Here is a 25,251-nt window from a genome sequence, read left to right on the forward strand (position 1 = left end):
CTAATAGAGATTAAAACATTCGAGGAGGGTATTGATCATGGCTAAAGAGATCAAGTTTAGTGAAGACGCACGCGGTTCTATGCTACGAGGTGTTGACGCTCTAGCTGATGCAGTAAAAGTAACGTTAGGGCCAAAAGGACGTAACGTTGTATTAGATAAGAAATTCGGTTCACCACTTATTACTAATGATGGTGTAACGATTGCAAAGGAAATCGAACTCGAAGACCATTTTGAAAATATGGGTGCACAATTAGTATCAGAAGTAGCTTCTAAGACTAATGAAATTGCTGGTGATGGTACAACGACGGCAACAGTATTAGCACAAGCAATGATTCGTGAAGGTTTAAAAAACGTTACTTCAGGTGCAAACCCAGTTGGAATCCGTCGTGGTATTGAAAAAGCGACAGAACTAGCAACTGATGAACTACGTAAAATCTCAAACCCAATCGAAGGTAGAGAATCAATCTCACAAGTTGCTTCTATTTCTGCATCTGACGAAGAAGTTGGCTCACTAATCGCTGAGGCAATGGAGCGTGTAGGTAACGATGGTGTTATTACAATTGAAGAGTCTAAAGGTTTTAACACGGAGTTAGAAGTAGTAGAGGGTATGCAATTTGACCGTGGCTACGCTTCTCCATACATGGTCACTGACCAAGACAAGATGGAAGCAGAATTAGAAGATCCATATATCTTAATTACTGATAAGAAGATTTCTAACATCCAAGAAGTTCTTCCAGTATTAGAACAAGTAGTACAACAAAGCAAGCCTGTATTAATTATTGCTGATGATGTTGAAGGTGAAGCACTTGCAACATTAGTTGTGAATAAGCTTCGCGGAACGTTCAATGCAGTAGCAGTTAAGGCGCCTGGTTTTGGTGATCGCCGTAAAGCAATGCTAGAAGATATTGCGACATTAACCGGTGCAGAAGTGATTACTGAAGACCTAGGCTTAGATCTTAAGAGCGCTACAATTGACCAATTAGGTCGTGCATCTAAAGTTGTTGTCACAAAAGAAAATACAACAGTTGTAGAAGGTGCTGGCGACCCTGACAAACTAGCAGGTCGCGTGAATCAACTACGTGCACAATTAGAAGAATCAACTTCTGACTTTGATAAAGAAAAGCTACAAGAGCGTCTAGCGAAATTATCTGGAGGTGTAGCAGTAGTTAAAGTCGGTGCAGCTACAGAAACAGAAATGAAAGAGAAAAAGCTACGTATTGAAGACGCACTAAACTCAACCCGCGCAGCAGTTGAAGAAGGTATTGTTGCTGGTGGTGGTACTGCACTAGTCAATATTTACAGTAAAGTTGCTGGCTTAGCATTAGAAGGTGACGAAGCAACAGGTGCAAGCATCGTTCTTCGCGCACTAGAAGAGCCAGTACGCCAAATCGCACACAACGCAGGCCTTGAAGGTTCAATTATTGTAGAGCGTCTAAAAGGTGAAGACATTGGAACTGGCTTTAACGCAGCATCTGGCGAGTGGGTAAACATGGTTGAAAACGGCATCGTTGACCCAACAAAAGTAACGCGTTCAGCACTACAAAATGCAGCATCCGTTGCAGCAATGTTCCTAACAACTGAAGCGGTAGTTGCAGACCACCCAGACGAAAGTGATGGAGGCGCACCTGACATGGGCGCAATGGGCGGCGGCATGCCGGGCATGATGTAAAACAGCCCATCAACCATTGGTGTGACAGGCTTTTAAAATAACATGTTCATGTTTTTGTTCATGTTTTATCGTAAATGTTTTTAGAGAGGCTTTCCATGAGGTTACTAAACCTTGTGGAAGCTTCTTTTTTTATTCCCTTTGTCATGTGTGCATATATATCCATTGTGGTATTAATATCACTATGCCCTAAACGTTCTTGGATCTCTTTAATGTGTACGTTAGCTTCAATTAATAAAGATGTGTGAGTATGCCGGAATGAATGGGGTGTAACATACTTCTTTTCATCATCCTTTTTACCTTTATTAGTCATATTAAGCAGCCTTTCCATACGCATGCCCACAAGCCTTATTGTTTTAGGGTATCCCTCGTTAGTCGCAAAAATAAAGCTTTCATCCTTGTAGAATGGTTCATTTTCTTTCTTGATTTCATCTTGTTCATGTTTATGTTCAAGTAACAGATTGACAACAATTTCATCAATGGTTATTGTTCTTATAGACTTATCTGTTTTAGGTGTAAGTAATTGATATGCTTTCTTGTTGTTATTGGGATTGTAGTATGTTTTTGATACTCTTAATGTGTGGGCTTCAAAATCAATATCAGACCATTTAAGCGCAAGCAATTCCCCTATACGCAAGCCAGTATATGCCAATGTGGTAAACAGTAATAGATCACTTTCTAAGCCATTATTTTTAGCCATTAATAGAAATTCTTCTAATTCCTCTTTTTCAAGGAACTTATCCCGAATGGATTCATTTTCTATATCATGGACAGTCTTTTTCTTCTTTGGTAGCCTTATTTTTTCAGTAGGGATGCCTTGAATTAAGTTAATGCCATGAGCATACTCGAATACCATATTTGCGCTTGTGTGGATACTTGAAACATAATTCCTGCTAAACTTCTTACTTATTTCATCTATGAAAGCTTGGTATTCTTGCTTATTGATACTTTGTATTGAATCGTTGCCAAACTTGGCAATAGCATGCTTAAGAGCCTTATTCCTTGCCCTTACACTACTTTCCTTAGCATCCACACTGTAATGTTTTTCCCATTCCTTAGTTAGATCCTCAAAAGTTAATGCAGATGGTTCTATATATTCCCCTTTGTGGAATTGCCTTTCAAACATTGCCGCTGCTAGTTGTGCATCTTTCTTTGTTAAAAATCCCGATTTACTTACTTGTTTATCATTACCAGTGATGGGATTTTTACCGGCATAAGCACGATAAGCCCATTTTTTGCCACGCTTATAGATATATGCCATTGTTATTTATCCTTTTTAATGTTATAGGTCATTTTTTTAGTTCCCAACAATTCCAGTACGTTATTATAATAATCTTCTTCATCTTCATCATATTCTTTATATGCTTTATTTTTATTGATTAAATATGCTTTTATCATTTCTTCTATAAATTTCCTATCATCATCATCTAATTTAACCGTTTTAAACATTTTTGTATTATGTTCATCTGTTAAATGAAAGTATAAATCATTTACAGGGAAATCGTATGCAGTTTGAGCAATTATCCCATCATCTGATTTTATATTGAACCTATTTAAGCTTGGTGTATCAAGTAAATCAAAAAATGAATCTACATAGTTAATTTCACTATATCCTGCTAATCTTAATAATTTATTATGGATCTCTTTAATATCAATCCCATCATTATTGGATATTCCCCGGGCTATCCTATCCACTACTTTTCTTGAAGGTGTTTTACCACCGCTTTCAATTTGTGATAAATAAGGTTGCGAAACACCAGTTATTTCATGCAAGTTTTGAACGCTTAACTTGTTTTTAGCACGATATTGGTACAAATAATCTCCTAATGAATTTAATTCCATATTTAATGCACTTCCTTTCTCAAAGCGGTTATTTAATCATATTGTACCCATTTTCATTGATAAAAACAATAAATTATTGATATTCTATTGCAATTTAATTGCTAATGATGTATTATAAAATTATCAATTGAATTTCAATGAAAGGAGAAGTGTTGAAAATGATAACTTTATCCCTTAAAGATAGCCGTAAAATTAGAATGTTAATTGCTATGGATGGAAATGACTTAAAAGGTTTTTCAGAACAAGCCGACATTTCTTATTCGTACTTTATCAGTATTTTATCCGGCAAATATAATCCATCAGTAAGAACTGCAAATAAAATTGCTTCCACATTGGGGGAAGAAATGACAGATTTGTTTGATATTGAATCCAGTGATAAAGAAAAAGTAACTTAAGGGGGTGATGCAGTTGTTTAATGTCCAGGTGGATGAAAATACCGTCAATGAAATGTTAGAAAAAGCAATTAATGAACGTGTGGACGAGTTGGCAAAACAAAAATATTTCATGACATATAACGAATTAGCCGAGTATTTGAATATAAGCAAGCCAGTAATTGAAGATAGATTAATAAAAAATGGCTTGAAATATTACAAGGTAGGCAGCAAGTATCTTTTTAAACAGTCAGAAGTAGATGCTTTCCTTGATGATATGACAGCAAGCATGACATCCACAAACAATGATATAAAATTCTTTAACAGATTAAAGGAGGTAAGCCAATGATCTGTACAGATTGTGGAAATCCCATAAAGAAGAATCAAACATATTACAGGTTAAATAATAGCGGTTCTACCTTTTGCAGTAAGAATTGTGTACACAGCGCTTATAAGGGATTTTATTCAGATAAGCATATCAAGAAAGGCATACAAGCATTTTCAAGATACAAATAGGAGGTGTAGCAATGATTAAGTATGAATGTCTTGTAGAAGCACCAAGCCGCAGCCTAACTGTACCAGTATTTACAGAAAGTACAGACAAGAAAACAATTAAAGGCAAGGCACTTATTGCAGCATCACGATTCTTAAAAGAATTGGAAATAGATCACGACATAAAAGACTTGAAACCAATAGGTTTTAAAAATTGTGGAAGTTGGGAGGTTATGCCAAATGAAACTACTTAGAAAAATTGATAGCTATTTTTTATATGACGAGGTAACAGGGGAATCAGCACCAATAAGCGATTATTTATGGTTCTATGGAACACTTGGCTTTTTACTAACATTCTTAGCCATATTCACATATAAACTTATTACATTTTAGGAGGTCAATAAATGACAGGTAATAAAGAAAGGTATCCACTATACCTAAAAGCATTTAATAAAAAAGTAACACATTACTTTCAAGAAAATGTTATAGACGACAATTTTAAACAGGTTATCTTCTATGGTGTAAAAGTAGTCAATGGAAGCCCGGAAACTAAAACACATGATGATGACTTGGCAATATTTAACACAATTTCAGCATTAAAAGAATTAATCAAACAGCTAACACCGAATGAATTTATGAACATGTTCCCGGTGGACAAAGACTTTAAAGGATATAAATACGAAATAAAAGATTATTATTCATCAATGGAATATGTAAATACATTGGATCTAAACAAGCCAATAGGTGATAACGTGCTAATGCTTTTAGGGGAATACATGAACAAGGATATACACAGATTTTTTGTAAAAAGTGTAATAAGTTTAAGCCATTTAAGACAGCATGAGGGGCATATTGATATGTTTGAGGAGTTTATGGCAGCACAAGGCATGGAAACACCTAACACATTTAAAAACACTAAAGGTGAAGCAATGTATGTAAGGAATGGAAAGCCACAGGCGATAGGTTTTAAAACAAATAAATTAGAGTTAGTTAAATAGGAGGTTATACAGATGATAAAAAACATTAGAAGAAAGGTAGCAAATGCAATCAGCCCGGAAAAGTCGCATAGTTATCCATTTGTAGAATTGAATTGGGCAACACCGGAAAGCGAAAATAAGCGTTCATTAGAAAGAGCACACAAGAAATTTAAGTTAGAACATGGTAGACCTGCAATTGATGATGCAGAAGCATGGAAATGGGATAGAGAACAGTTAAACGTATCACTTAAAGAGTTGGGGCTTGAACTAGCAAGTACAGAATTTATTCCCGAACATTTTATAGAAAAAGAAAATACCCCTAATTCAAAGAATCAAGGGTAACAGCTTGGATGTGGTGCAGGGTTGCCGCCCATATGCACCACTTCATATAAAAATATTCTATTTCTATTATACCAAAGAACGCAAGAAAAATACAGCTTGGAGGTGATGCTTCTTGCAAACAATCACAGAAAAAAATGTAATACCGAATGAAATAATAAACCGTAATCAGTGGGCTTTGAGCCATAATAAAGCACCGTATCAAACGAATGGGGAAAGGGCATCCTCCACAGATGTAAGTACCTGGACAAGTTACGAAGATGCTATTAATAACAGCAACCATGTAGGATATTTCATATCTGAACATGATCCATATACAGTGATAGATCTTGATGATTGCATCATAAATGGCGTTATTACAAAAGAAGCTAAAAGCATTGTAGAATCAGTAAACAGCTATACAGAAATATCACAGAGCGGAACAGGGCTTCATATTTTCGTAAAAGGTAGTAAGCCCGGTAATCGTTCCAAAAACTCAAAAAAAGGCTTTGAAATGTATGATAAAGAACGCTTCATAGTTACAACAGGCAATCACTTGGAAAATACACCATTAGAAATAAATGAAAATCAAATGAACATTGATTATTTATATAGTATGTACTTTCCAAACAAGGAAACCGAACACAAGGAACATGTTCAACAATCACCGCCTATGTCAGATGAAGAAATATTAAAGATAGCCCATCACGCTAAGAATAACGATAAATTTAAGGCTTTGATGAATGGGGATATATCAGCTTATGGAAGTCATTCAGAAGCAGACCAGGCACTATGTAACATGTTGGCATTTTATACGCAGGATGCTGCACAGATTGAAAGGATATTCCTTGATAGTGGGCTTTATCGTGAGAAGTCAGACAGAGCAGACTATATGGCCAGAACAATAGAAAGGGCAATAAATGACCTTACAGCGACTTATCAGAAGCAAGATTTTAAGTTACATGTTAAAAATTCATCAAATACAGATTTAAAGAAAGTATTACAGGCTAGGCGATTTGAGGAACTGGAAAGGATGCAGCAAGAATGGGAATTAGATGGGGCAAAAGGAAGAAAGCCGACTATGCTAAGCCCTTTAAGTTGCGCCATAATATTGCCGGAATATGTGGATTTTATATTGTTTGACCTTGAAGAAAATACAAGGGTTGCAATGTATCAGCCACATGAGGGGGTTTACACTAGGAATACTACACTTATGAAAAGAGTTATATCTTGGTTAGAACCTAAGCTAAACAGTAATAAAGCAGATGAAGTCATTTATCATTTAACCAATAATGCAGAAGTAAGAGAGCCTACTATTTCAAGATATTTGATACCAGTTAAAAACGGGATATTCAACCTTGAAACTAAACAGCTTGAACCGTTTAGCCCGGAATATGTATTCACTACTAAAATATCCACACCTTATGTAGAAAGCCCTTTTCATCCGGTTATTGATGGATGGGATATAGAAAGCTGGTTAGGATCTATTGCTTGTGGTGATGAAGAAATAGTTAATCTGTTATGGCAGGTTATAAATGATTCCTTAAACGGTAACTATTCACGAAAAAAAGCAATCTTTCTTGTAGGGGATGGAAACAACGGAAAGGGAACGTTTCAAGAACTAATAACCAATTTAATAGGCATCAAGAACATTGCAACATTAAAGGTTAATGAATTTGAAGAACGCTTCCGGCTTAGTGTAATTGAGGGTAAAACCGCCATTATTGGTGATGATGTACCTGCTAATGTTTATATAGATGATTCATCCAATTTTAACAGTGTAGCAACAGGTGATGTGGTATCCGTAGAATTTAAGAACAAACAGCCATATAATACCGCTTTTAGATGTAGTGTAATTCAATCAACAAACGGTATGCCGAAATTTAGGAACAAAACGCAAGGAACAATAAGACGTGTTTTGATAGTGCCATTTAATGCAGATTTTAACGGTACAAAAGAGAATTTCAAAATCAAGGATGAATATATCAAGGATGAAAAAGTGTTGCAATATGTTCTATATAAAGCAATTAATATGGACTTTGAAAGGTTTGATATACCGGAAGCATCTAAGCAAGAATTAGAGATTTTCAAACAAGATAATGATCCGGTTCTTGATTTCAAGTATTCAGTATTTGATGTATGGCATATCCCGGAAGTACCGAAATATCTTGTATATGACTTTTATAAACAGTTTTGTAATGAAAATGGGTTCAAACCCTTATCTAATAGGCAATTTCATCATCAGTTTAACAAGCATCTTGGTAAAGATTGGGATTCAGATTCACAAAATAGATTTGATACCGAATATTTACAAATGTACCTAGGCGATTTATTTACCTTTGATATTCGTAGCCCACAAACGCCGGACAAGTCATATAAAAAGATTGTAACCGAGTAACCGAGTTGTAACCGAGATTTTATGTTTCAGTTACATCCACAATCGTTATATTACCAAGTATTTAAGGGGAATTTGTAACCGAGTAACTGGAAAAGTAGCATATTGAAATATAAAAAATAAGTCATATAAAAGGTGCATGTATTAAAAATATAAAATAAAGTTGTTTTTTCAGTTACAAGTTACAAAATAGGTTCAATCCTTTACACAGTGTGGATTTAAACACGTAACCGAGATATATTCATTCAGTTACAAGTTGAGTTACAAAATACAAAAAGAGGTGAAAAAGTGAGAATAAAAATTATTGAAGCGGAAACGCCCGAAAAAGCAGAATATGAAATAAATGATTTTATTGAACATTGCATACAAAACGTATTCAAGATTGTGGACATAACAAGCCATGTAACAGTTGATACAAATGATTATTATTCATACACGTTTATTGTTAAATATAAAAAGTAAATTAAGGATGTGAACAGATGGGCTTATTTAACAAGATATTTAAGTTTTTACGTGAGCCAGTAGAAACATATCGAGCAGAAGTAATGGCAGGCGGTTCAACATTTACCCCATTCAGTGGTAATGCCTATGAATCAGATATATACAGGGCTGCTATTGATGCCATTGCAAGAAACGCTGCAAAACTAAAAGGGAAACACATTGTATATTCAAAGCACAATAACAAACGATTACAAGGGGATCACTACCTTAATCGAATATTACAAGTAAGACCGAATCCATACATGACCGCATATGACTTGGTGTATAAATTGGTAACTCATTACTATTTGCATAACAATGCTTATGCTTTCTTACAAAAGGATGATAGGGGCTATTTACAAGCTATGTATCCATTATCACCAGTGAATGTGGAATTTGTAACAGATCCAACAAATGAAATGTATTTGCGCTTCTTATTTTCAAGCGGTGAACAAGTAACGCTGCACATGTCAGAAGTATTGATATTAAGGCGATTCTATAATTCTAATGATTTGCTAGGTGATTCTAATACAGCCATTATGCCTGCACTAGACTTGGCACATACGCAAAATGAAGGGCTAGAAGAATCTATTAAAAGTAATGCAACCATTAGAGGGATACTCAAATATAACCAGGTTCTTAGCCCGGAAAAGCTAAAAGAAGAAAAAGAAGCTTTCATAGAAGATTATTTAACAGTTAAGAATCATGGGGGCATTGCTGCATTAGATAGCAAGGCAGAATATACACCGTTAAATATGCAGAATACAACAATAGATGATAAACAGCTTGAAAGTGTAAAGAAGAAAATCTATGAATATCTTGGAATTAGTGAATCTATTGTAAATAGTACCTATACAGAAGATGAATGGGCTGCATTTTATGAATCAGTAATAGAACCATTATCATTGCAATTCAGCCTAGAACTAACAGACAAGCTATTTACAGAAAGAGAACAAGCCTTTGGCAATACTATCATATTTGAATCTAATAGATTGCAATTTGCTTCAAACGACAGCAAAACAAACATTCTAAAGGAATTAGTACCGCTTGGGCTTCTTACAATCAATCAAGGACTAGAAATATTGAATTTGCCACCAGTTGAGGATGGAGATAAAAGGCTTCAAACATTGAATGTAGTTAATTCTGAATTAGTGGATCAATACCAAGGAGGTAAAAGCAATGAACAACAAAACAATGAAAGAAACTAGACATATAGAAATTAGAGCAGAACAATCCGAAAGTAAAGAAATGGTTATTACAGGAACACCGATAGTATTCAACACACCAACAAAGATAAATGATCCAATGGGGCAATATACAGAGGTAATACAACGCAATGCCCTTGATGGTGTAGATCTAACAGATACTAGGCTTCTTGTAAGCCATGATTATAATAAAATTCCATTAGCAAAAACACCAAAAACCATGGAATTATGGACAGATGAAAAAGGCTTAAATATGAGGGCAGTATTGCCCGATACAGAAGAAGCACGCTCCGTCTATACGGCAGTAAGCCGGGGCGATATGACAGGTATGTCATTCAGTTTCACATGTGATAGAGATGGGCAATCCTATGATGTGGAAAAAAGAACAAGAACTATATCACGTATCAATAAACTGTATGAGTGCAGCATTGTAAACTTTCCTGCATATCAAACAGCATCAGTTGAAGCAAGAAACCAAATGCAAGAAGCCGAGCAAGAAGAAAAACGGAAAGAGCAAGCGAAAATTAAAATTAATCAATTATTGAAAAGGGGTATTTAACTATGAATTTCAAAACAGTACAAGAAGCATTTAATTATTACAGAAGTCAGTCACTAGAGGTAATCGAATCAAGAGCGCAGGAAATCAGCAAGGTTATTGATACAGATGCAAACGCAGATGTACAAGCATTGAACATTGAATTAGATGGATTGAAAGAAGCTAAGGCAAACATTGAACAACGTAGCCAGGGCAATCAAGGAACGCAATTCAATCCAGTAACAGGAACTAGCTTCAATCATAACCAAGTACCGACAGAAAATGTATTTGAAAGCCCGGAATATCGTTCAGCTTTCTATAAAACAATGCTAGGGCAATCCTTAAATGATGTGGAACAACGTACATTTAATGCTGCCATGGATCAACAGGATAAGGAAAACCGAGCAGATAAATTTAATACAACGACAAATGCCGCAGCAGTATTGCCAACGCAAACATTAAACGAGGTTATCAAAAAGGCACGTACTATGGGTGGACTTATTGGACATGTTAGAAACTTCAATATTCCTACTAACATCAGCGTACCTATTGGAACACCGAGCAATAAAGCAGAATGGCATGAGGAAGGCAAAAAAGTAGACAGTGAAAAGGTATCAACAGCAGCAGTTGAATTTAATGGCTATGAGATTATCAAAGTTTTTTCCATTAGTGCAGCAGCTAAGAAAATGACTGTACAAGCCTTTGAATCTTATCTAATTGAAGAACTTACCAATTGTGTAATGGAAACCATTGCAGATGCACTTGTTAATGGTGATGGAGATAAGAAAGGCACAGGGATTGATGCAGGCATTACATGGGATGAATCCAACAGCCTAGACCTAACAGGCAAGTACACAGATTTCACAGGCGCACTTGCTAAGTTAAAGCGAGGATATGCACAAGGGGCAAAATTCGCTATGAATAATGCTACTCTTTATAACAAGGTTTATAGCTTGGTAGATGATAACAAGCGACCTATCTTTATTGCAGATCCTAAGAATGAATCAGTAGGGCGCATCTTAGGTAAAGAGGTTGTTATTGATGACAACATTGCAGATGATACCATCATCCTTGGTGATTTCAATTACATGGGCTATAACATGCCACAAGGTTTAATGTTAGAAACATCAAGAGAATCAAGCTTCAAGAGTGGGCTTGTAGATTATAGAGCAATGGCTATTGCAGATACTAAACCATTAGTAGATGAAGCCTTTATTAAGTTGACACCAAAAGCAGGGGCATAAAACTATTAGGGGTATCAGTGACAATGCTGGTATCCCTTTTCTTAAATAAGGAGGACATACAATGTTGATTGATATAGAAGAAGCAAGGGATACATTAAGAGTTGATGGACAGGATAACGATCCAATCATTCTACCATTACTAGAATCAATACCAAGCTACCTAGAAGCAACGACAGGCAGAACGTGGGTAGATGATGATAAGGTTCATCCATTAGCGCAAACAGTAACCAAGTTTATATTACAATTATGGTTTGATCCACAAGGACAAGACAGCGTAAGACTTAAAAGAACTATTGATACATTGCTTGTTGCACTTACAGCAGTAGGCAGGGGAATGTAATGGCGCATGATTATGCTAAGGACTTCTACACAAGTAAAGAATGGATCAAGTGCAGGATAGGATACATGCTATCACAGAACTATGTATGTGAAAGGTGTGGGGATGCTGCAAAGATTTGCCATCATAAGATATACATTACACCAAGTAACATATATGATCCTAACATTACATTGAATTGGGATTTACTAGAAGCACTATGCCAAGATTGCCATAATGAAGAACATCATAAAGCATCAATCACACAAGATGGACTAGGATTTGATGAAGATGGAAACCTTGTACAAAAATATGTACCCCCTATTGGTTACTAAGAAAAGCGGCTAAAGAACCGGTGCAGATACCTTTCTTTTCCTCCATACGATATTTTATATAAAGGGAGAGATAAGTATTTGCTTATATACAATAATAAGACGATAAGAAAAGGTGATATACCATGACAAAGAAAAAGAAACCTATCATTTCAACCGATATGAGGAAAGTTAAAAAGTTATTGAAAGAAATCCCGGAAGATAGAAAACCTATTGCACAAGGGCTATATGAAGAACTTGTATTCATGCAAAATACTATGAAGAACCTTAAGGAACAAGTAGAAACAGATGGGGCAGTAAGCATGTTCAAGCAAGGTAAGCAGGAATTTTTAAGGGAACATCCTGCACTAACAGCATATAACAAGACAATCCAACGTTATACACAAGTTTACAAGCAATTCATTGACCTATTGCCAGTAGCAGATGAAAAAGATACTCAAGATCCGTTAATTGACTTCTTAGAGGATAAAGGAGAATGAACTATGTTCTTGAATATTGGAAAGCAATACAAAGCAATGATGTAATAGTATCTAAAAGGATATATAGGCAATATGAAAGGCTTGTAAGTGAAATAAACGAATCAGAGAAGTATATATTTGATGTGGACAAGGCTAATAAACCAATTAAATTTATAGAAACGTTTTGCCGACATTCTAAAGGTGAATGGGCAGGAAAGCCAGTTAAATTGGAATTGTTTCAAAAGGCTTATATTGCTGCACTCTTTGGCTTTATTGATAAGGAAACAGGCATAAGGCGATTTAAAGAAAGTATGTTCTATGTAGCGCGTAAGAACGGAAAATCCACAATGTTGGCAGGAATAGCCCTTTATATGTTCATTGCAGATGGTGAGGGCGGCGCAGAAATATATAGCATTGCTTCCAAACGTGACCAGGCAAAAATATTATTTGATGAAGCCCACAATATGATAAAACAATCAGCGCATCTTTCTAAGCATATACGCAAGCGTAAAAGTGATTTGTACTTTGGGCATACAATGTCAAAATTCATGCCGCTTGCCAAGAACAGTAATACACTTGATGGCTTGAATAGTAGCCTTGTGGTTATTGATGAATTACATTCTATTCAAGACCGTAATTTGTATGAAGTTATGAAGCAATCACAATCAGCAAGACAAGATCCATTGCTTGTAATGATAACAACAGCAGGAACGACAAGGGGCAATATATTTGATGATATGTACGAATACGCTTGTAATGTGGTAGATGGAACGTACCAAGATGATAGCTTTCTTCCTATCATGTATGAATTGGATAAAAAGAAAGAATGGACAGAGCAGGAAGCATGGCAAAAGGCGAATCCTGCACTAGGTAGCATTAAAAAGCTTGATGATTTAAAGCGTAAAGTTGACAAGGCAAAAAACAATCCTAATGACCTTGGAGGACTTCTTACAAAGGATTTTAATATAAGGGATACCGTTAATGCAGCATGGCTTACTTTTGATGATATAAACAATGAAGAAACCTATAATCTTGATGATTTTAAGGGAAGTTATGCCATTGGTGGTGCAGATTTATCCATTACTACTGATTTAAGTTGCGCTACACTTCTATTTGTAGATAAGGAAACAGAAAAACGCTATATTCATCAGATGTATTGGCTTCCACGTGATAGCTTTAATGAAAGGGTACAGATTGATAAAATCCCTTATGATAAATGGTATGAACAGGGCTTGTTGCGCTTATGTAATGGAAATACCATCAATTATGGTGATATTACAGCTTGGTTCATGGAAATGTTAGAAGAATATAGCATTACACCTTTATGGATCTATTATGATTCATATAGTGCTAGGTATTGGGTTGAAGAAATGGAACAGCATGGCTTTAAGATGGAAAGATGTATCCAAGGGGCTAGAACTCTTTCATTGCCTATGCAGCAGATGGGGCAGGATTTGAAAGCTAAGAAAATCAATTACAATAACCATCCTATGCTTAAATGGTGCTTAACTAATACAGGTGTGGAAACAGATAGGAACGGTAATATTGTACCGATTAAGGCGCAAACAGCAAAAATGCGAATAGATGGAACAGCTTCAATGCTAGATGCTTATGTAGGCTTGTTTGAACACTATGAAGAATTTCTGAGGGCATTATAGGGGGTAAAATAATGAATGAAATTGTATTTACATTAGAATTTGATGATGATGGCGCAGGCAGTAGGGCAAACGGTTATCTTGAAAAGGGATGGAAGCTTATTCATGTAGGTACAAAGGTTGCCGACATATATAATGGACAGATTTACTATAATACAGCTTATGTTGTAGGCGCAAACCAAGAACAATATAAAGCCTACCTAGAGGAAGAACCAAAAAGCTTGTTAGATGATATTTAGGAGGTAAAAGCAATGGCAGATTATAGAACATCATATCACTTTAAGAACCGCATAGAAATTATTGAGGAAAAGCCGGGAGGTTCACCATTGCCGGACGATAAAGAAGAAGTATTATTTTCTAAGGCATGGGCAGATATTAGAACCATGAAAGGTAGAGAGTTTAACATTGCCAAGCTTGCAGGTAATGAGGGGAAATCACGCTTTATCATCCGTTATATGAAAGGTATTAAGGCACACATGAAGATAAAATATAAGGGATTGATTTATGAAATAGAAAGTATCACTAATGATGATGAAAATAACTACACTATCACGATCATTGGTAATGCTATATTAAACAAATAACAAACCGCCTTTATAACAGGGCGGCTTTTTCTTGCATAAAAAAAGAAGCCACAAGCAGTGACTTCCAAACAAGAAATTATAATGAATTAAAAAACAAACCAACAAGCCAGTTAAAAATAACTGGTTATTTTAATTTTAGGAGGAATGATTATCACATCCCTTTCCTAATATTGTAGCTACACCTATATTATATCATGTTTTATGTTATAATGGTAGATACAAAAGGCAACATGTCATATAAGTAGGTGACATGTACAATGTTCATGTTTTGTTCATGTTAGGGTTTAATTTACAGCCTTTTCATTGATAAGCTAAAATGTAAAAGGTTGATTTAATGGGGTTTATAACCTATATTTGTTCATGTTTTATAGGTTAAAGCATGCCGGGCATGATGTAGTCCGATTTGTTATACGTTGATTTAACAGACTTTAATTGCGATTAAGTAATTTTAATGGGTAAAAGCTCCTTACTTTGAGAAGTGAGGAGCTTTTTTTGTTGATTTTAAAATTTCCCTTACCGAGGGTGAAATTTAAAATACTAAAGGTGGGGAAAATTGTATTATTCCTAATGGCAGGTGGTTTAAGAAAAGGGAACCTAAAACTATATTCTATTTAATACTTAATTAAAGGATTGTAGTCATTTTTTGGGCTATATTAGACAGTCACCTATTAGATAAATGCATCAACTTGATGTTTGTAGTGACACTTAAGGGATGTTGCAGTATAATGTTTATATATGGATTTACGAGGAAGGTTTAATGGAAGTAATTAATATATCAGATTGGGAAAAGGATTTAGAGCGACAAGCTTCAGGTACACGCGAAAAGTTCTGGGTATATGAACCTAATGACAAGGACGATAAATTCTTATTTAAGGTACCTAAAAATACTGTGAATGAAAATTGGGCTGAAGTAATATCCAGTTTATTGGGAAAAAAGTTAGGTTTTCCGATGATGGATGTATGCTTTGCAGATTTCCGTGGACAAATAGGTACTCTAGCTAAGAATTTTGTTGAAAAAAATGAAGAGTTAAATGAAGGCGGGGATTTATTCTTCGCAATTGATCAAGAATTTGATAGGTACCATTTGAACAACTACACGATTTCTAATATTATTAAGGCACTTAAGCCATATAAGTTAGAAAGTGAATTTGTAAAAATACCAATATTTGATGCGTTAATCGGAAATCAGGATCGTCACTGTGATAATTGGGGAATAATTACAAAGAATAATGAATATAATCTATCTCCTATTTATGATAACGGAACTTCACTCGGATTTAATACCAGTGATGATTATATAAGTAAAGCATTAAATGATAATCGGACTTTACAAGGTTTTTGTAATCGTGGAAAAACACTTATCGGGTTGGATGACAAACGAAAACCAAAGCATTTAGAAGTCTTAGAAGTATTAAATCAACAATATCCAGACGAATTCACTAAAGCGTTCAACCAAATACTTAATATGAATGAACAGATGGTGAAAGAAATATTAAATGAAATACCTAATGATATAATGAATGATTTTTATAAAGATTGGGTTTTTAAGTTATTGCTTTTTAGGAAAGACTGGTTACATAGTTGGTATGAAGGAGGAAAGAAGATATGAATAAACATGCATACGAACTTTGGTTAATTTGGCAGAACCCACAAACAAGACAACGTTACCATATTGGAAGATTATTGCATGATAGTGATTCTTATAGCTTTAGATATGAGAATAGTGGTTATCGTAGAAAGCTAAAGGAAGCAATGGAAAATGGGTATAAGCCCCATTTAGCCTTTCCGGATATTAATAAAACTTATTCTTCAAACAAATTATTTGGTCCGTTTGCAAGAAGATTACCGGATAATAAAAGACCAGACTTTCATTCTATTCTTCAAGACCTAGGCTTACCAACTGATTATACAAATATGGATCTGTTACGAGCTACTGGTGGTCGACTAGCAACTGACACATATGAATTTGTTGCACCAATTTTCACTAGTAATAGTCACTTTGATTTCGATTTTTATATTGCTGGGTGGCGACATTATGATGGTGATCAAATCATTCACAATATACAACCGGGGGAACAGGTAAGATTTGAATTAGACCCCGATAATGAACAAGATAGTAAAGCAGTTATCGTCTTGTCTGACAAATATGGAAAAAAGTTAGGTTATATTCCTGCTTTTTATAGTGGTTTCATGTATGAAGTTATTAAAAATAGCAGCACTTATAATGCAAATATTGCTACTGTGAATCCTAAAGCAGTTCCTCAATTAAAAGTTAATATTGCAGTAGTGGGAAAGTTCAGTAAAGATTTAAATAAAATGGACTTTAAAAAAGACTATGAGATACAACTTTTAAGATAGAAGCTAATCACATTGTTAAAAATGTTTAGCTTCTTTTTTTATTCCGTTAAAATAGTTACAGTAGAAATAAATAAAGGTTTACTATAGGCAGGTGTGAGTTTTAAAAGGAATTTCATTTTTGGAGGAAAAATCTTATTAGTTAATGAGGTAGAACAATGAGAAATTTATTAATGGAGGTATGCTTATGCAAAGAAAACTGTTTAAGTTACTTATCGTTGCACCTTTTGTTTTACCTTAACCTTTCTCCTGTCATCAACAGTGAATGCAAGTCCAATCGGTTGTCTCCTTTAAGTTTTGACCCATTAAGTTCTGAAGTGGATTATGAAGGTGATGAATTTAAAAAGTATAGTGATGATATAACAATACAATGTCCAAGTGATATTTGAGAAATTTAAGATCGGCTGCCACTTTAACTAATAGTACTAATAGAGTTAATAACTACAATAAATCAGGAGGACAAAATCAAGCATGGTACGATTTTCAGAGAATGCCAGGCAACCAACAACAAATTGGAAATGGTAAATATATAAAGGCATACGAAGGGAAAACAGTAACTTATTATAGGTCTACAACCGCCAACCATTGGACTTTAAGCTATCCTTATTCCACTAAAACAGATAAGATATTTACCAATTCAATAAAATTTGTGTACCAAATGGAAGTATTGAGTGAAGCTTTTAAGCGTTTTTACTTAACTATAATACAAAAATGAGGGATAATTATTGAAAATGAACTGGAAGAGTACTGATTCAAATAACGAGTGGTTGTTGTTAGGTATGTTTTCGAACCCTCTTCACATTAATCAAATAAGTAATGATTTGAGCCTTTATTCGAATGAATTGTTATTAAAATTTTGCAAACAAAAATCACATAAACTGCATTACTGGAGGATAATTGGCGCTGAATATCCTGATGGAGATGATTTTCTTACTCTCTTTGAGCAAAAAGACCCATATCCCTTTGAATATGAACTAACGGAAGAACCTAATCAAGATCATATTATAGCGTGTTCTAGTTTTTCAACTGAACACAACTTAATCACAAAGGTTCATGGATATGGATTCAGTAAAAATAGTAAGGAATATTTATCTTCTATTGTACTAGGGGTTGAACATATGTATATAATGATTCATGCAGGGTCAATTTTACAAATTAAAGTTACTGAACAGGAGCCTGGAATGTTAACTGATGATTTACTTTTTTCATCATTTAATTGAAAATTTGTTCCTGAAAATTAAAATTATTTGTCTAACTGTCGACGGAGTGGGGCATTTGAGTTTGGTTGCTTGTCCTTGGTGTCGGTTGGGCTAATGTTGTTGTTAATCATTTCCAAGATAAAAATAAATAGTATAATAAAGGAACTTCCCAACTCTCAATAAATGAATTGTCTAATATTTCATAATCTAATTGTTTTAAGTATATTCTTGGCATATCACCCGTGGCTACAACTTTTGAAGATTGTAACTCTTGAAAATATAATTTTTTGTCTAATGTAGAAGAAGTCATTTTAATAATAGAATTTCCTTTGTGGTATTCCATATTCATTTCTGTTTTGATTTTAGTATTATTGATAATAGAATAATGAGCTACTTCTTTATCAAAATTATAAATAAAAACATCCCACTTTCCCTTAAAACCGGACTCTTTAAAAGGCTTATGAATCACTCTTACAAATGTACCGTTGTTATCTGTTCCTTTTAAGTTAATTTGAAGGCGTATTAAATATAATAATCGTTCAAATATCCGTCTGTGAAATCCATTAATGGTGAATAGTACATTATTATTTTTATCGTATAATTGACATTCTTTAGTGAAACGTATGGGAATTGATAATTTATAATTAGACATAACCTTTATCTCCTTGGATAAGATACCTATTTAGATATCCTTTAGAATTATTTTAGATTCTAAGCATGTTGATCGTAACGATATAGTTATTAAAAAATAACAAGATAATGCAACAGTATTTCATCCATAGAAATGATGAAAAGTAATAAATCCTATAGATTAATAATTCTCTATCAAATCCCCCCCTTACAAAAATTCGAGTAAGGGGGGGATTTTTATGGATGGACTAATAACATATTCAAAAGTTCTAAACTTTTAATTTTGAGTTTCATTATAATTAAATTGTTACGTGTGCGTTTGAGTACATAAGATTTAACGTTGAATTTTTAGACCTAATAACGAAGCAAATTGTATCGCTTGAGACGTTGATACTTTACATCCTTTTAAGTTCTCCATTGAAACAATTAAAGAATCAAATTCGGATGTGCTTATATCAATTTCTTTTAATGGTGTCTCTTCAAAGCTTGCTCCATTAATGTTACATGAAAGAAATTCTACTTTTTTGAGCTTACAGTCGAAAAAGTCAGCTCTTTCTAACAAAGTATCATTAAAAGTCACCTTTTCAAGTTTTGAGTTACTGAACATAACCATATTAAGAATTGATTCGACAAATCTTGTATTACCGATAAAAGACTTTGTTAGGTTGCTACCTAGCAATTTACAATTATGAAACTCAACACGATTCATGGAGGCATTACTCAAATTAGCATTGGATAAATCACAATTCTCAAAGCGCACATCGGTAAGATCAATTCGGTTAAAATCCGTATTAGTGAAATTACAATTCCTAATCACTGTTTTATATAGTCGCAATCGCTCAAGTGCTTCGTCTACAAATTCTGAATCGGTAACCATACACATTTCAAATTCTGGCTCTTCTTCGTAAAAAATATCTGTAAATCTTCTCTCCATTAAATCTTCAGGGATCTTGGGGGCCTCAATTTTCATTGTATATCTCCCTTCCTCCTGATGATGTCTGTGTCTTGGTTTCAAAGAGGGAGGAGGTTGATAAATTCTTTGGTAAGTGTTCTTCTTGGATTCGTGCCATATTTAGTCACCTCGGAATTGTATTTGAACCAAGTGTATATGACCTGATCGAATCTGTCTAATTAAGTGTAACTGGTCAATTGAAGTATGATTAAGGTTATTACTCAATGCCTTTAGTTTCTCAAGCAAACAAAAAACGCTATGATTCTCCATACTTCTTATGGGCATCATAGTGTTTTTAAGTTATAATAAACAGTACCTAGTATTCGACAACTTGATTTAAAAACGTCAAGGTAAAATAGCGAAATTAGGAGGCGTTAGGATGACTGAAGATCAAATGAATACAATTATGCAAGCTCTTAAAGAACTGTCTGCTGGTCAAAAGGAGCTTTCATCTCAGCAAAGGGAATTTTCTGTTCGGTTAAATGAACTTGCGTCACAACAAGACGAATTTTCATCACATCTAGGCGAATTCTCGTCACGACAAGACGAATTTTCATCACATCTAGGCGAATTCTCGTCACGACAAGACGAATTTTCATCACGTCTAGGCGAATTCTCGTCACGACAAGGCGAATTTTCATCACGTCTAGGCGAATTCTCATCACGACAAGACAAATTTTCTGCTACCCAAAAAGAAACCAATGAACGGTTAGAACGAGTAGAAGAAAAGCTGGATTTTGTGATGCATAAAATGAGTGAACATGATCAAGAGATTTACAAATTGAAGAAAAAAGCAAGGTAAACATGAAAAATAGATTCATTACTTGGAACTCGCCATAGTCTCCTCGTATTGTTTATTTTAGACAAAAGCATCTCATCAACTGTTTCTAATTGATGAGATGCTTTTTTTAGGTAGGTAGGGAACTACGTCTTTGTTTAAGGACTCGTCACTTGGGGGAGCTTCCTGCATTAGATGAGTTCATGCTTCAAACAAACAGCCTTAATCATCGTATAGGTGATGTCATCGGGTAATGCATCTTTAATGGGTTTATAGCGAAACTCTTCTAATTTCAATTCATCAATAACTGTTAAAATCTCTTGTTCTGCCTCACCTGTGAAAAATCTCTCTAAATCAAGTGTATGTCCTTCTTCGTATGCTTTGAATAAGTGGCTGGTGATGGTGCTTTTCGCAAGTGTACGTTCCTCAACAATCTCATCAATGTCTTTGCCATCTGTAAATAGCTCATAAGAAACTAAATAACTCGGTTTATCATTGTCTTTCTTCTCTTTTTTGATCTTTGGTTGAACGGGATGGGCCGTTCGATTGGCCAGGATTTCCTCTTCGTTCTCTTCTCGAAATGCTTTTAGTTTTGTTAAAAATGGCTCCCCATATTGTTCGTATTTCTTTTCACCAATTCCTTTGACTTGTAGCATTTCAGGTTGTGTTGCAGGTACATGACGTGCTAATTCTTTTAATGTTGCATCGGAAAAAATCATGTAAGGCGGTAAACTTTGCTCATCAGCAATCTCTTTTCTTAACTCTCTTAATGCCTGGAAGAGTTCTTCAGAATATCCCGCTTGTACTGCTTTCTTTTGTTCTGGAACTTTCATCCACACTTTTTCTTCATTTTTAAGAACAGGAATGGCATTGGCTGTCAGTTTTAACACAGGGAATTGTGCATCTGTTACTTGTAAATATTGATCGGCAACTAAGTAGTTAATTAAATTAGTAATCTCTTTTTCGGTATAGTGGCTTAGTAGGCCATATGTTGAAAGCTGGTCGAGCCTAAAATCGATTACCTTCTGACTTTTAGACCCTTTTAGCACTTTAGCTGTTAGTGTAATACCGAATTTTTCGTTCATGCGTTTCACACATGATAAGATCATTTGCGCTTCTTTCGTCATATCTTCTTTATTTCCATCATCAAGACAGTTTGAGCATTTACCACAATGATCAAAGTTTTGACGATCCCCAAAGTAATCCAAAATGTAGCCTTGCAAACAGTGGGTCGTATGACAAAAGGCAATCATGTCTTGTAACTTCTGGTACTCATCTCTTTTCTGATCTTCTTCAAGGTCTGATTGTTCAATGAGGAATTTTTGTAGCTGAATATCTTTTGGTGAAAAGAGCAAATGACATTCACTTTCCACACCATCACGTCCGGCACGACCTGCTTCTTGGTAATACGATTCAATGTTTTTCGGAAGGGCATAGTGAATGACATATCGGACGTTTGATTTATCAATCCCCATTCCGAATGCATTCGTCGCCACCATGACTTGAACATTGTCAGATATGAAAGCAGCTTGTGCTACTTGGCGTTCATCCTTGGACATGCCGGCATGGTATCGCGCTACTTGAATCCCTTTTTCAGATAAAGATTCATAGATTTGATCGGTCGTTTTCCGTGTTGGCGTGTATATAATGCCCGAATCATTTAAATGTGTATTAATAAAATCGTTCAAATAATCATTTGGGTTAACGCCTTTAATGACTTTAAACTTTAAGTTTTCACGGGCAAAGCCTGTCACAACAGTATGCTCTGAATCAATGTTTAATAGATTTTTAATATCATGAATGACTTGTTGCGTAGCTGTCGCTGTTAAAGCAATCGTCGGTGGTTGTTGTGAAAGTTGCTTTATGTACGGCACAACAGAACGATAACTTGGTCTAAAGTCATGCCCCCATTGAGAAATACAGTGCGCCTCATCAAATGCGATTAAGGAAAGGTCAACCTTCTCTAGCATATTCAAAAAGTGAGGTGTTTCAAAACGTTCTGGTGAGACATAGACCATTTTATAGTTGCCGTTTACCATTTCATTCAGTCGATGTTGTTGTTCAGATCCATCGAGTGAGCTATTTATGTAGGTGGCTGGAATATCGGTTGCGTTCAATGCCTCAACTTGATCGTTCATTAATGATATAAGTGGGGAAATAATGATCGCCGTTCCATCTAGAACAAGGCTAGGAATTTGGTAACATAACGATTTACCACCACCTGTTGGCATGATGGCTAACGTGTTGTTTTTGTTTAAAATCGAACGAATCGCTTCTTCTTGTCCAGGGCGAAAAGAAGAGAACCCATAGTAGTGATTGAGTGTATGGACTGCTTGGTTAATCAAATTGATCCCCCTTTTAGGTACGTTTATATGTAATTGCAATTAAGTCAATTATAACATTTTATAATATGGTTTATGTCGTGGTAGTCTCTTATTAATAGTAGTTTCCTATGGATATGGCAACTGCCTTAATGAGAAACTCAATTACCCTCCAGTATCTCCAAAAGCACACCCCTCGAATACCTAAAGGACTCTATTAAGTAAGAAATTTAATAATCTAGCTACTTCACAGTTTACAGCTTTTTGGTCGTGTGTTATATTAAAATTGTTAAATTCATTAAGAAAAAATTTAATAAAATTAACACAAGTGATGATTCGGTTTTTTATGTGTCGCATTCACCCCCCTTTTATATAGAGGACATTCTCATCCTTGCTGTTATTCAAATATTCGAGGAGGTTTTACGTATGACAGAAAGATATGATTATGTTGTTGTAGGAGGCGGCAGTGCTGGGTCGATCTTAGCAAACCGTCTAAGTGAAGATAGTAGTAAAAGTGTTCTCGTTCTAGAAGCAGGGCGTAAAGACTTTGCCTGGGACTTATTAATTCAAATGCCAGCAGCTCTACCATTCCCAGCTGGTAAGAAATTATATGATTGGATGTATGAGTCAGACCCAGAACCTTATATGGATGGCCGACGTATTAAGCATGCTCGTGGTAAAGTGCTAGGTGGTTCAAGTTCAATTAATGGTATGATTTATCAACGTGGTAACCCATTAGACTATGAGCGTTGGGGTTCAGAACCTGGTATGGAATCATGGGATTATGCCCATTGTCTTCCATATTTCAAACGTTTAGAAAATACAGTGGCAGCAGATAAGGATGATCCTTATCGTGGAACTGATGGCCCGTTCACTTTAGAACGAGGACCTGCTAAAAACCCACTGTTCCAAGCGTTTTTTGATTCAGCTGTTCAAGCGGGTTATTCACGTACACCTGATGTTAATGGTTATCGTCAAGAAGGATTCGGCCCGTTTGATAAGCATTTAAAGAATGGTCGTCGTATGTCAGCGGCACGTGCTTATCTACACCCGATTAAACATCGAAAAAATTTAACGATTAAAACACGTGCGTTTGTTTCAAGTATTGATTTCGATGGTCGTCGTGCAAAAGGATTAACATATGAACGTAATGGGAAAAAACACAAAGTAGAAGCTAGTGAAGTTATTTTAGCTGGTGGTGCTATTAATACACCACAATTACTTCAACTATCAGGTGTTGGTGATGCTAAACACTTAAAATCACTAGACATTGAACCAGTTGTTGATTTACCAGGTGTAGGTGAGAACTTACAAGACCACTTAGAAGCTTATATTCAATATGCTTGTCCAGAGCCTGTATCAGAACAACCGAGTTTAAATAAACTGAAAATGCCGTGGATTGGCCTTCAGTGGCTATTAGCGCGTAAAGGTGCAGCAGCAACGAACCATTTTGAAGGTGGTGGCTTTGTTCGTTCAAATGAAGAGGTTCCTTATCCAAACTTAATGTTCCACTTCTTGCCACTTGCGGTTCGTTATGACGGTCAGAAAGCAGAAGCCAAACATGGTTTTCAAGTACATGTAGGACCGATGTATTCTGATGTGCGTGGATCATTAAAAATTAAATCAAAAGACCCGAAAGTGTATCCAAGTATGGTGTACAACTATTTATCAACAGAAAATGATCGTCGTGAGTGGATTGAAGCTGTGCGCGTAACGCGTAACATCATGTCACAGCCTGCTATGGCGAAATATAACTCAGGTGAGATCTCTCCAGGACCTGAGGTTAATACAGACGATGAAATCTTGGACTGGGTTAAGAAGGATGCTGAAACGGCCCTTCACCCATCTTGTACAGCGAAAATAGGTCCTAAATCAGACCCTATGGCTGTTGTTGACCCTGAATCTATGAAAGTTTATGGATTAGAAAACGTTCGTGTTGTTGACGCATCAGCTATGCCTCATATTACGAATGGTAATATTCACGCACCTGTCTTAATGCTTGCTGAAAAAGCAGCAGACTTAATCCGTGGTAAGAAGGCATTAGAGCCACTTTATTTAGATTATTACCGTCACCATGTTGAAGCAGCTGATGCAGATCAAGTAAAAAGCTAAATAAAATTAAATAGGCGCTGTTTGAATGTTTCAC

At 35.4% G+C, this 25,251-nt stretch carries 28 protein-coding genes; 23 read left to right on the forward strand and 5 right to left on the reverse strand.

Annotation, left to right across the window (positions count from 1 at the left end):
- The first annotated feature begins 37 nt into the window (after positions 1-37).
- A complete protein-coding gene (groL, locus tag ABDZ63_RS03985) occupies positions 38-1,669 on the forward strand; it encodes a chaperonin GroEL (RefSeq protein WP_343781937.1) in 1,632 nt (543 codons plus the stop codon).
- Between the two features lie 58 nt (positions 1,670-1,727).
- Here the strand turns inward: groL and ABDZ63_RS03990 are convergent, their stop codons facing one another.
- Together ABDZ63_RS03990 and ABDZ63_RS03995 are read right to left on the reverse strand one after the other, a co-directional pair.
- Positions 1,728-2,927 carry a site-specific integrase gene (locus tag ABDZ63_RS03990; RefSeq protein ID WP_343781939.1) on the reverse strand — a complete coding sequence of 400 codons (1,200 nt, stop codon included), beginning with the start codon at positions 2,925-2,927 and terminating at the stop codon, positions 1,728-1,730.
- 2 nt (positions 2,928-2,929) lie between these two features.
- Positions 2,930-3,508, reverse strand: coding sequence for a helix-turn-helix domain-containing protein (locus ABDZ63_RS03995; protein ID WP_343781940.1), 579 nt, complete (start codon positions 3,506-3,508; stop codon positions 2,930-2,932).
- Between the two features lie 137 nt (positions 3,509-3,645).
- Here ABDZ63_RS03995 and ABDZ63_RS04000 point away from each other — a divergent pair, with 137 nt between their 5' ends.
- From ABDZ63_RS04000 to ABDZ63_RS04095, 20 genes are all read left to right on the forward strand, one after another.
- Positions 3,646-3,903: a helix-turn-helix transcriptional regulator gene (locus ABDZ63_RS04000; RefSeq protein ID WP_343781941.1), complete on the forward strand. Its 258-nt coding sequence runs from the start codon at positions 3,646-3,648 to the stop codon at positions 3,901-3,903.
- Positions 3,904-3,916: 13 nt separating this feature from the next.
- Complete coding sequence (locus ABDZ63_RS04005) at positions 3,917-4,228, forward strand: helix-turn-helix domain-containing protein (protein WP_343781942.1); 312 nt, start codon at positions 3,917-3,919, stop codon at positions 4,226-4,228.
- Positions 4,229-4,406: 178 nt separating this feature from the next.
- On the forward strand, positions 4,407-4,625 hold the full coding sequence (locus ABDZ63_RS04010; RefSeq protein WP_343781943.1) for a hypothetical protein: 219 nt from the start codon (positions 4,407-4,409) through the stop codon (positions 4,623-4,625).
- Positions 4,612-4,764, forward strand: a complete 153-nt coding sequence (locus ABDZ63_RS04015; protein WP_343781944.1) for a hypothetical protein — start codon at positions 4,612-4,614, stop codon at positions 4,762-4,764. Before ABDZ63_RS04010 ends, ABDZ63_RS04015 begins: the two co-directional genes overlap by 14 nt.
- An 11-nt stretch (positions 4,765-4,775) precedes the next feature.
- Complete coding sequence (locus tag ABDZ63_RS04020; protein ID WP_343781947.1) at positions 4,776-5,369, forward strand: hypothetical protein; 594 nt, start codon at positions 4,776-4,778, stop codon at positions 5,367-5,369.
- Between the two features lie 12 nt (positions 5,370-5,381).
- Complete coding sequence (locus ABDZ63_RS04025) at positions 5,382-5,690, forward strand: hypothetical protein (RefSeq protein WP_343781948.1); 309 nt, start codon at positions 5,382-5,384, stop codon at positions 5,688-5,690.
- A gap of 112 nt (positions 5,691-5,802) precedes the next feature.
- Complete coding sequence (locus tag ABDZ63_RS04030) at positions 5,803-8,064, forward strand: phage/plasmid primase, P4 family (RefSeq protein ID WP_343781949.1); 2,262 nt, start codon at positions 5,803-5,805, stop codon at positions 8,062-8,064.
- Between the two features lie 476 nt (positions 8,065-8,540).
- Positions 8,541-9,749, forward strand: coding sequence for a phage portal protein (locus ABDZ63_RS04035; protein ID WP_343781950.1), 1,209 nt, complete (start codon positions 8,541-8,543; stop codon positions 9,747-9,749).
- Positions 9,721-10,305 carry an HK97 family phage prohead protease gene (locus ABDZ63_RS04040; RefSeq protein WP_343781952.1) on the forward strand — a complete coding sequence of 195 codons (585 nt, stop codon included), beginning with the start codon at positions 9,721-9,723 and terminating at the stop codon, positions 10,303-10,305. The genes ABDZ63_RS04035 and ABDZ63_RS04040 overlap by 29 nt, the downstream gene beginning before the upstream one ends.
- A gap of 2 nt (positions 10,306-10,307) precedes the next feature.
- Complete coding sequence (locus tag ABDZ63_RS04045; protein WP_343781953.1) at positions 10,308-11,525, forward strand: phage major capsid protein; 1,218 nt, start codon at positions 10,308-10,310, stop codon at positions 11,523-11,525.
- A 61-nt stretch (positions 11,526-11,586) separates the two neighbouring features.
- Positions 11,587-11,865, forward strand: a complete 279-nt coding sequence (locus tag ABDZ63_RS04050) for a head-tail connector protein (protein WP_343781954.1) — start codon at positions 11,587-11,589, stop codon at positions 11,863-11,865.
- Positions 11,865-12,176: an HNH endonuclease family protein gene (locus tag ABDZ63_RS04055; RefSeq protein WP_343781955.1), complete on the forward strand. Its 312-nt coding sequence runs from the start codon at positions 11,865-11,867 to the stop codon at positions 12,174-12,176. The genes ABDZ63_RS04050 and ABDZ63_RS04055 overlap by 1 nt, the downstream gene beginning before the upstream one ends.
- Positions 12,177-12,298: 122 nt before the next feature.
- Positions 12,299-12,652 (forward strand): hypothetical protein, encoded by a 354-nt coding sequence (locus ABDZ63_RS04060; protein WP_343781956.1) that lies wholly within the window; start codon positions 12,299-12,301, stop codon positions 12,650-12,652.
- Positions 12,649-14,289 (forward strand): terminase large subunit, encoded by a 1,641-nt coding sequence (locus ABDZ63_RS04065; protein WP_343781957.1) that lies wholly within the window; start codon positions 12,649-12,651, stop codon positions 14,287-14,289. Before ABDZ63_RS04060 ends, ABDZ63_RS04065 begins: the two co-directional genes overlap by 4 nt.
- 11 nt (positions 14,290-14,300) lie before the next feature.
- Complete coding sequence (locus ABDZ63_RS04070; RefSeq protein WP_343781958.1) at positions 14,301-14,525, forward strand: hypothetical protein; 225 nt, start codon at positions 14,301-14,303, stop codon at positions 14,523-14,525.
- 12 nt (positions 14,526-14,537) lie between these two features.
- The gene (locus ABDZ63_RS04075; RefSeq protein ID WP_343272991.1) at positions 14,538-14,870 is read left to right on the forward strand and encodes a phage head closure protein; all 333 of its coding nucleotides are present in this window, start codon (positions 14,538-14,540) and stop codon (positions 14,868-14,870) included.
- 757 nt (positions 14,871-15,627) lie between these two features.
- Complete coding sequence (locus ABDZ63_RS04080; protein ID WP_343781960.1) at positions 15,628-16,479, forward strand: HipA family kinase; 852 nt, start codon at positions 15,628-15,630, stop codon at positions 16,477-16,479.
- The gene (locus ABDZ63_RS04085; RefSeq protein WP_343781961.1) at positions 16,476-17,228 is read left to right on the forward strand and encodes an HIRAN domain-containing protein; all 753 of its coding nucleotides are present in this window, start codon (positions 16,476-16,478) and stop codon (positions 17,226-17,228) included. The genes ABDZ63_RS04080 and ABDZ63_RS04085 overlap by 4 nt, the downstream gene beginning before the upstream one ends.
- 382 nt (positions 17,229-17,610) lie before the next feature.
- The gene (locus tag ABDZ63_RS04090) at positions 17,611-17,940 is read left to right on the forward strand and encodes a hypothetical protein (protein ID WP_343781962.1); all 330 of its coding nucleotides are present in this window, start codon (positions 17,611-17,613) and stop codon (positions 17,938-17,940) included.
- 10 nt (positions 17,941-17,950) lie between these two features.
- Positions 17,951-18,445 carry a hypothetical protein gene (locus ABDZ63_RS04095; protein WP_343781964.1) on the forward strand — a complete coding sequence of 165 codons (495 nt, stop codon included), beginning with the start codon at positions 17,951-17,953 and terminating at the stop codon, positions 18,443-18,445.
- A 106-nt stretch (positions 18,446-18,551) separates the two neighbouring features.
- Here the strand turns inward: ABDZ63_RS04095 and ABDZ63_RS04100 are convergent, their stop codons facing one another.
- A complete protein-coding gene (locus tag ABDZ63_RS04100; RefSeq protein ID WP_343781965.1) occupies positions 18,552-19,076 on the reverse strand; it encodes a tubby C-terminal domain-like protein in 525 nt (174 codons plus the stop codon).
- A gap of 312 nt (positions 19,077-19,388) precedes the next feature.
- Positions 19,389-20,024, reverse strand: a complete 636-nt coding sequence (locus ABDZ63_RS04105) for a pentapeptide repeat-containing protein (protein ID WP_343781966.1) — start codon at positions 20,022-20,024, stop codon at positions 19,389-19,391.
- 361 nt (positions 20,025-20,385) lie between these two features.
- On the opposite strand from ABDZ63_RS04105, the gene ABDZ63_RS04110 reads away from it, so the two are divergent.
- Complete coding sequence (locus ABDZ63_RS04110; protein WP_343781967.1) at positions 20,386-20,808, forward strand: hypothetical protein; 423 nt, start codon at positions 20,386-20,388, stop codon at positions 20,806-20,808.
- Between the two features lie 167 nt (positions 20,809-20,975).
- Here the strand turns inward: ABDZ63_RS04110 and recQ are convergent, their stop codons facing one another.
- On the reverse strand, positions 20,976-23,129 hold the full coding sequence (gene recQ, locus ABDZ63_RS04115; protein ID WP_343781968.1) for a DNA helicase RecQ: 2,154 nt from the start codon (positions 23,127-23,129) through the stop codon (positions 20,976-20,978).
- A gap of 402 nt (positions 23,130-23,531) precedes the next feature.
- Between recQ and betA the strand changes: the two genes are divergently transcribed.
- Positions 23,532-25,217, forward strand: coding sequence for a choline dehydrogenase (betA, locus tag ABDZ63_RS04120; RefSeq protein ID WP_343781969.1), 1,686 nt, complete (start codon positions 23,532-23,534; stop codon positions 25,215-25,217).
- The last annotated feature ends 34 nt before the right edge of the window (positions 25,218-25,251 follow it).

Origin of the sequence: Alkalibacillus silvisoli (assembly GCF_039521975.1) — a bacterium.
Taxonomy (GTDB): Bacteria; Bacillota; Bacilli; order Bacillales; family Alkalibacillaceae; genus Alkalibacillus; species Alkalibacillus silvisoli.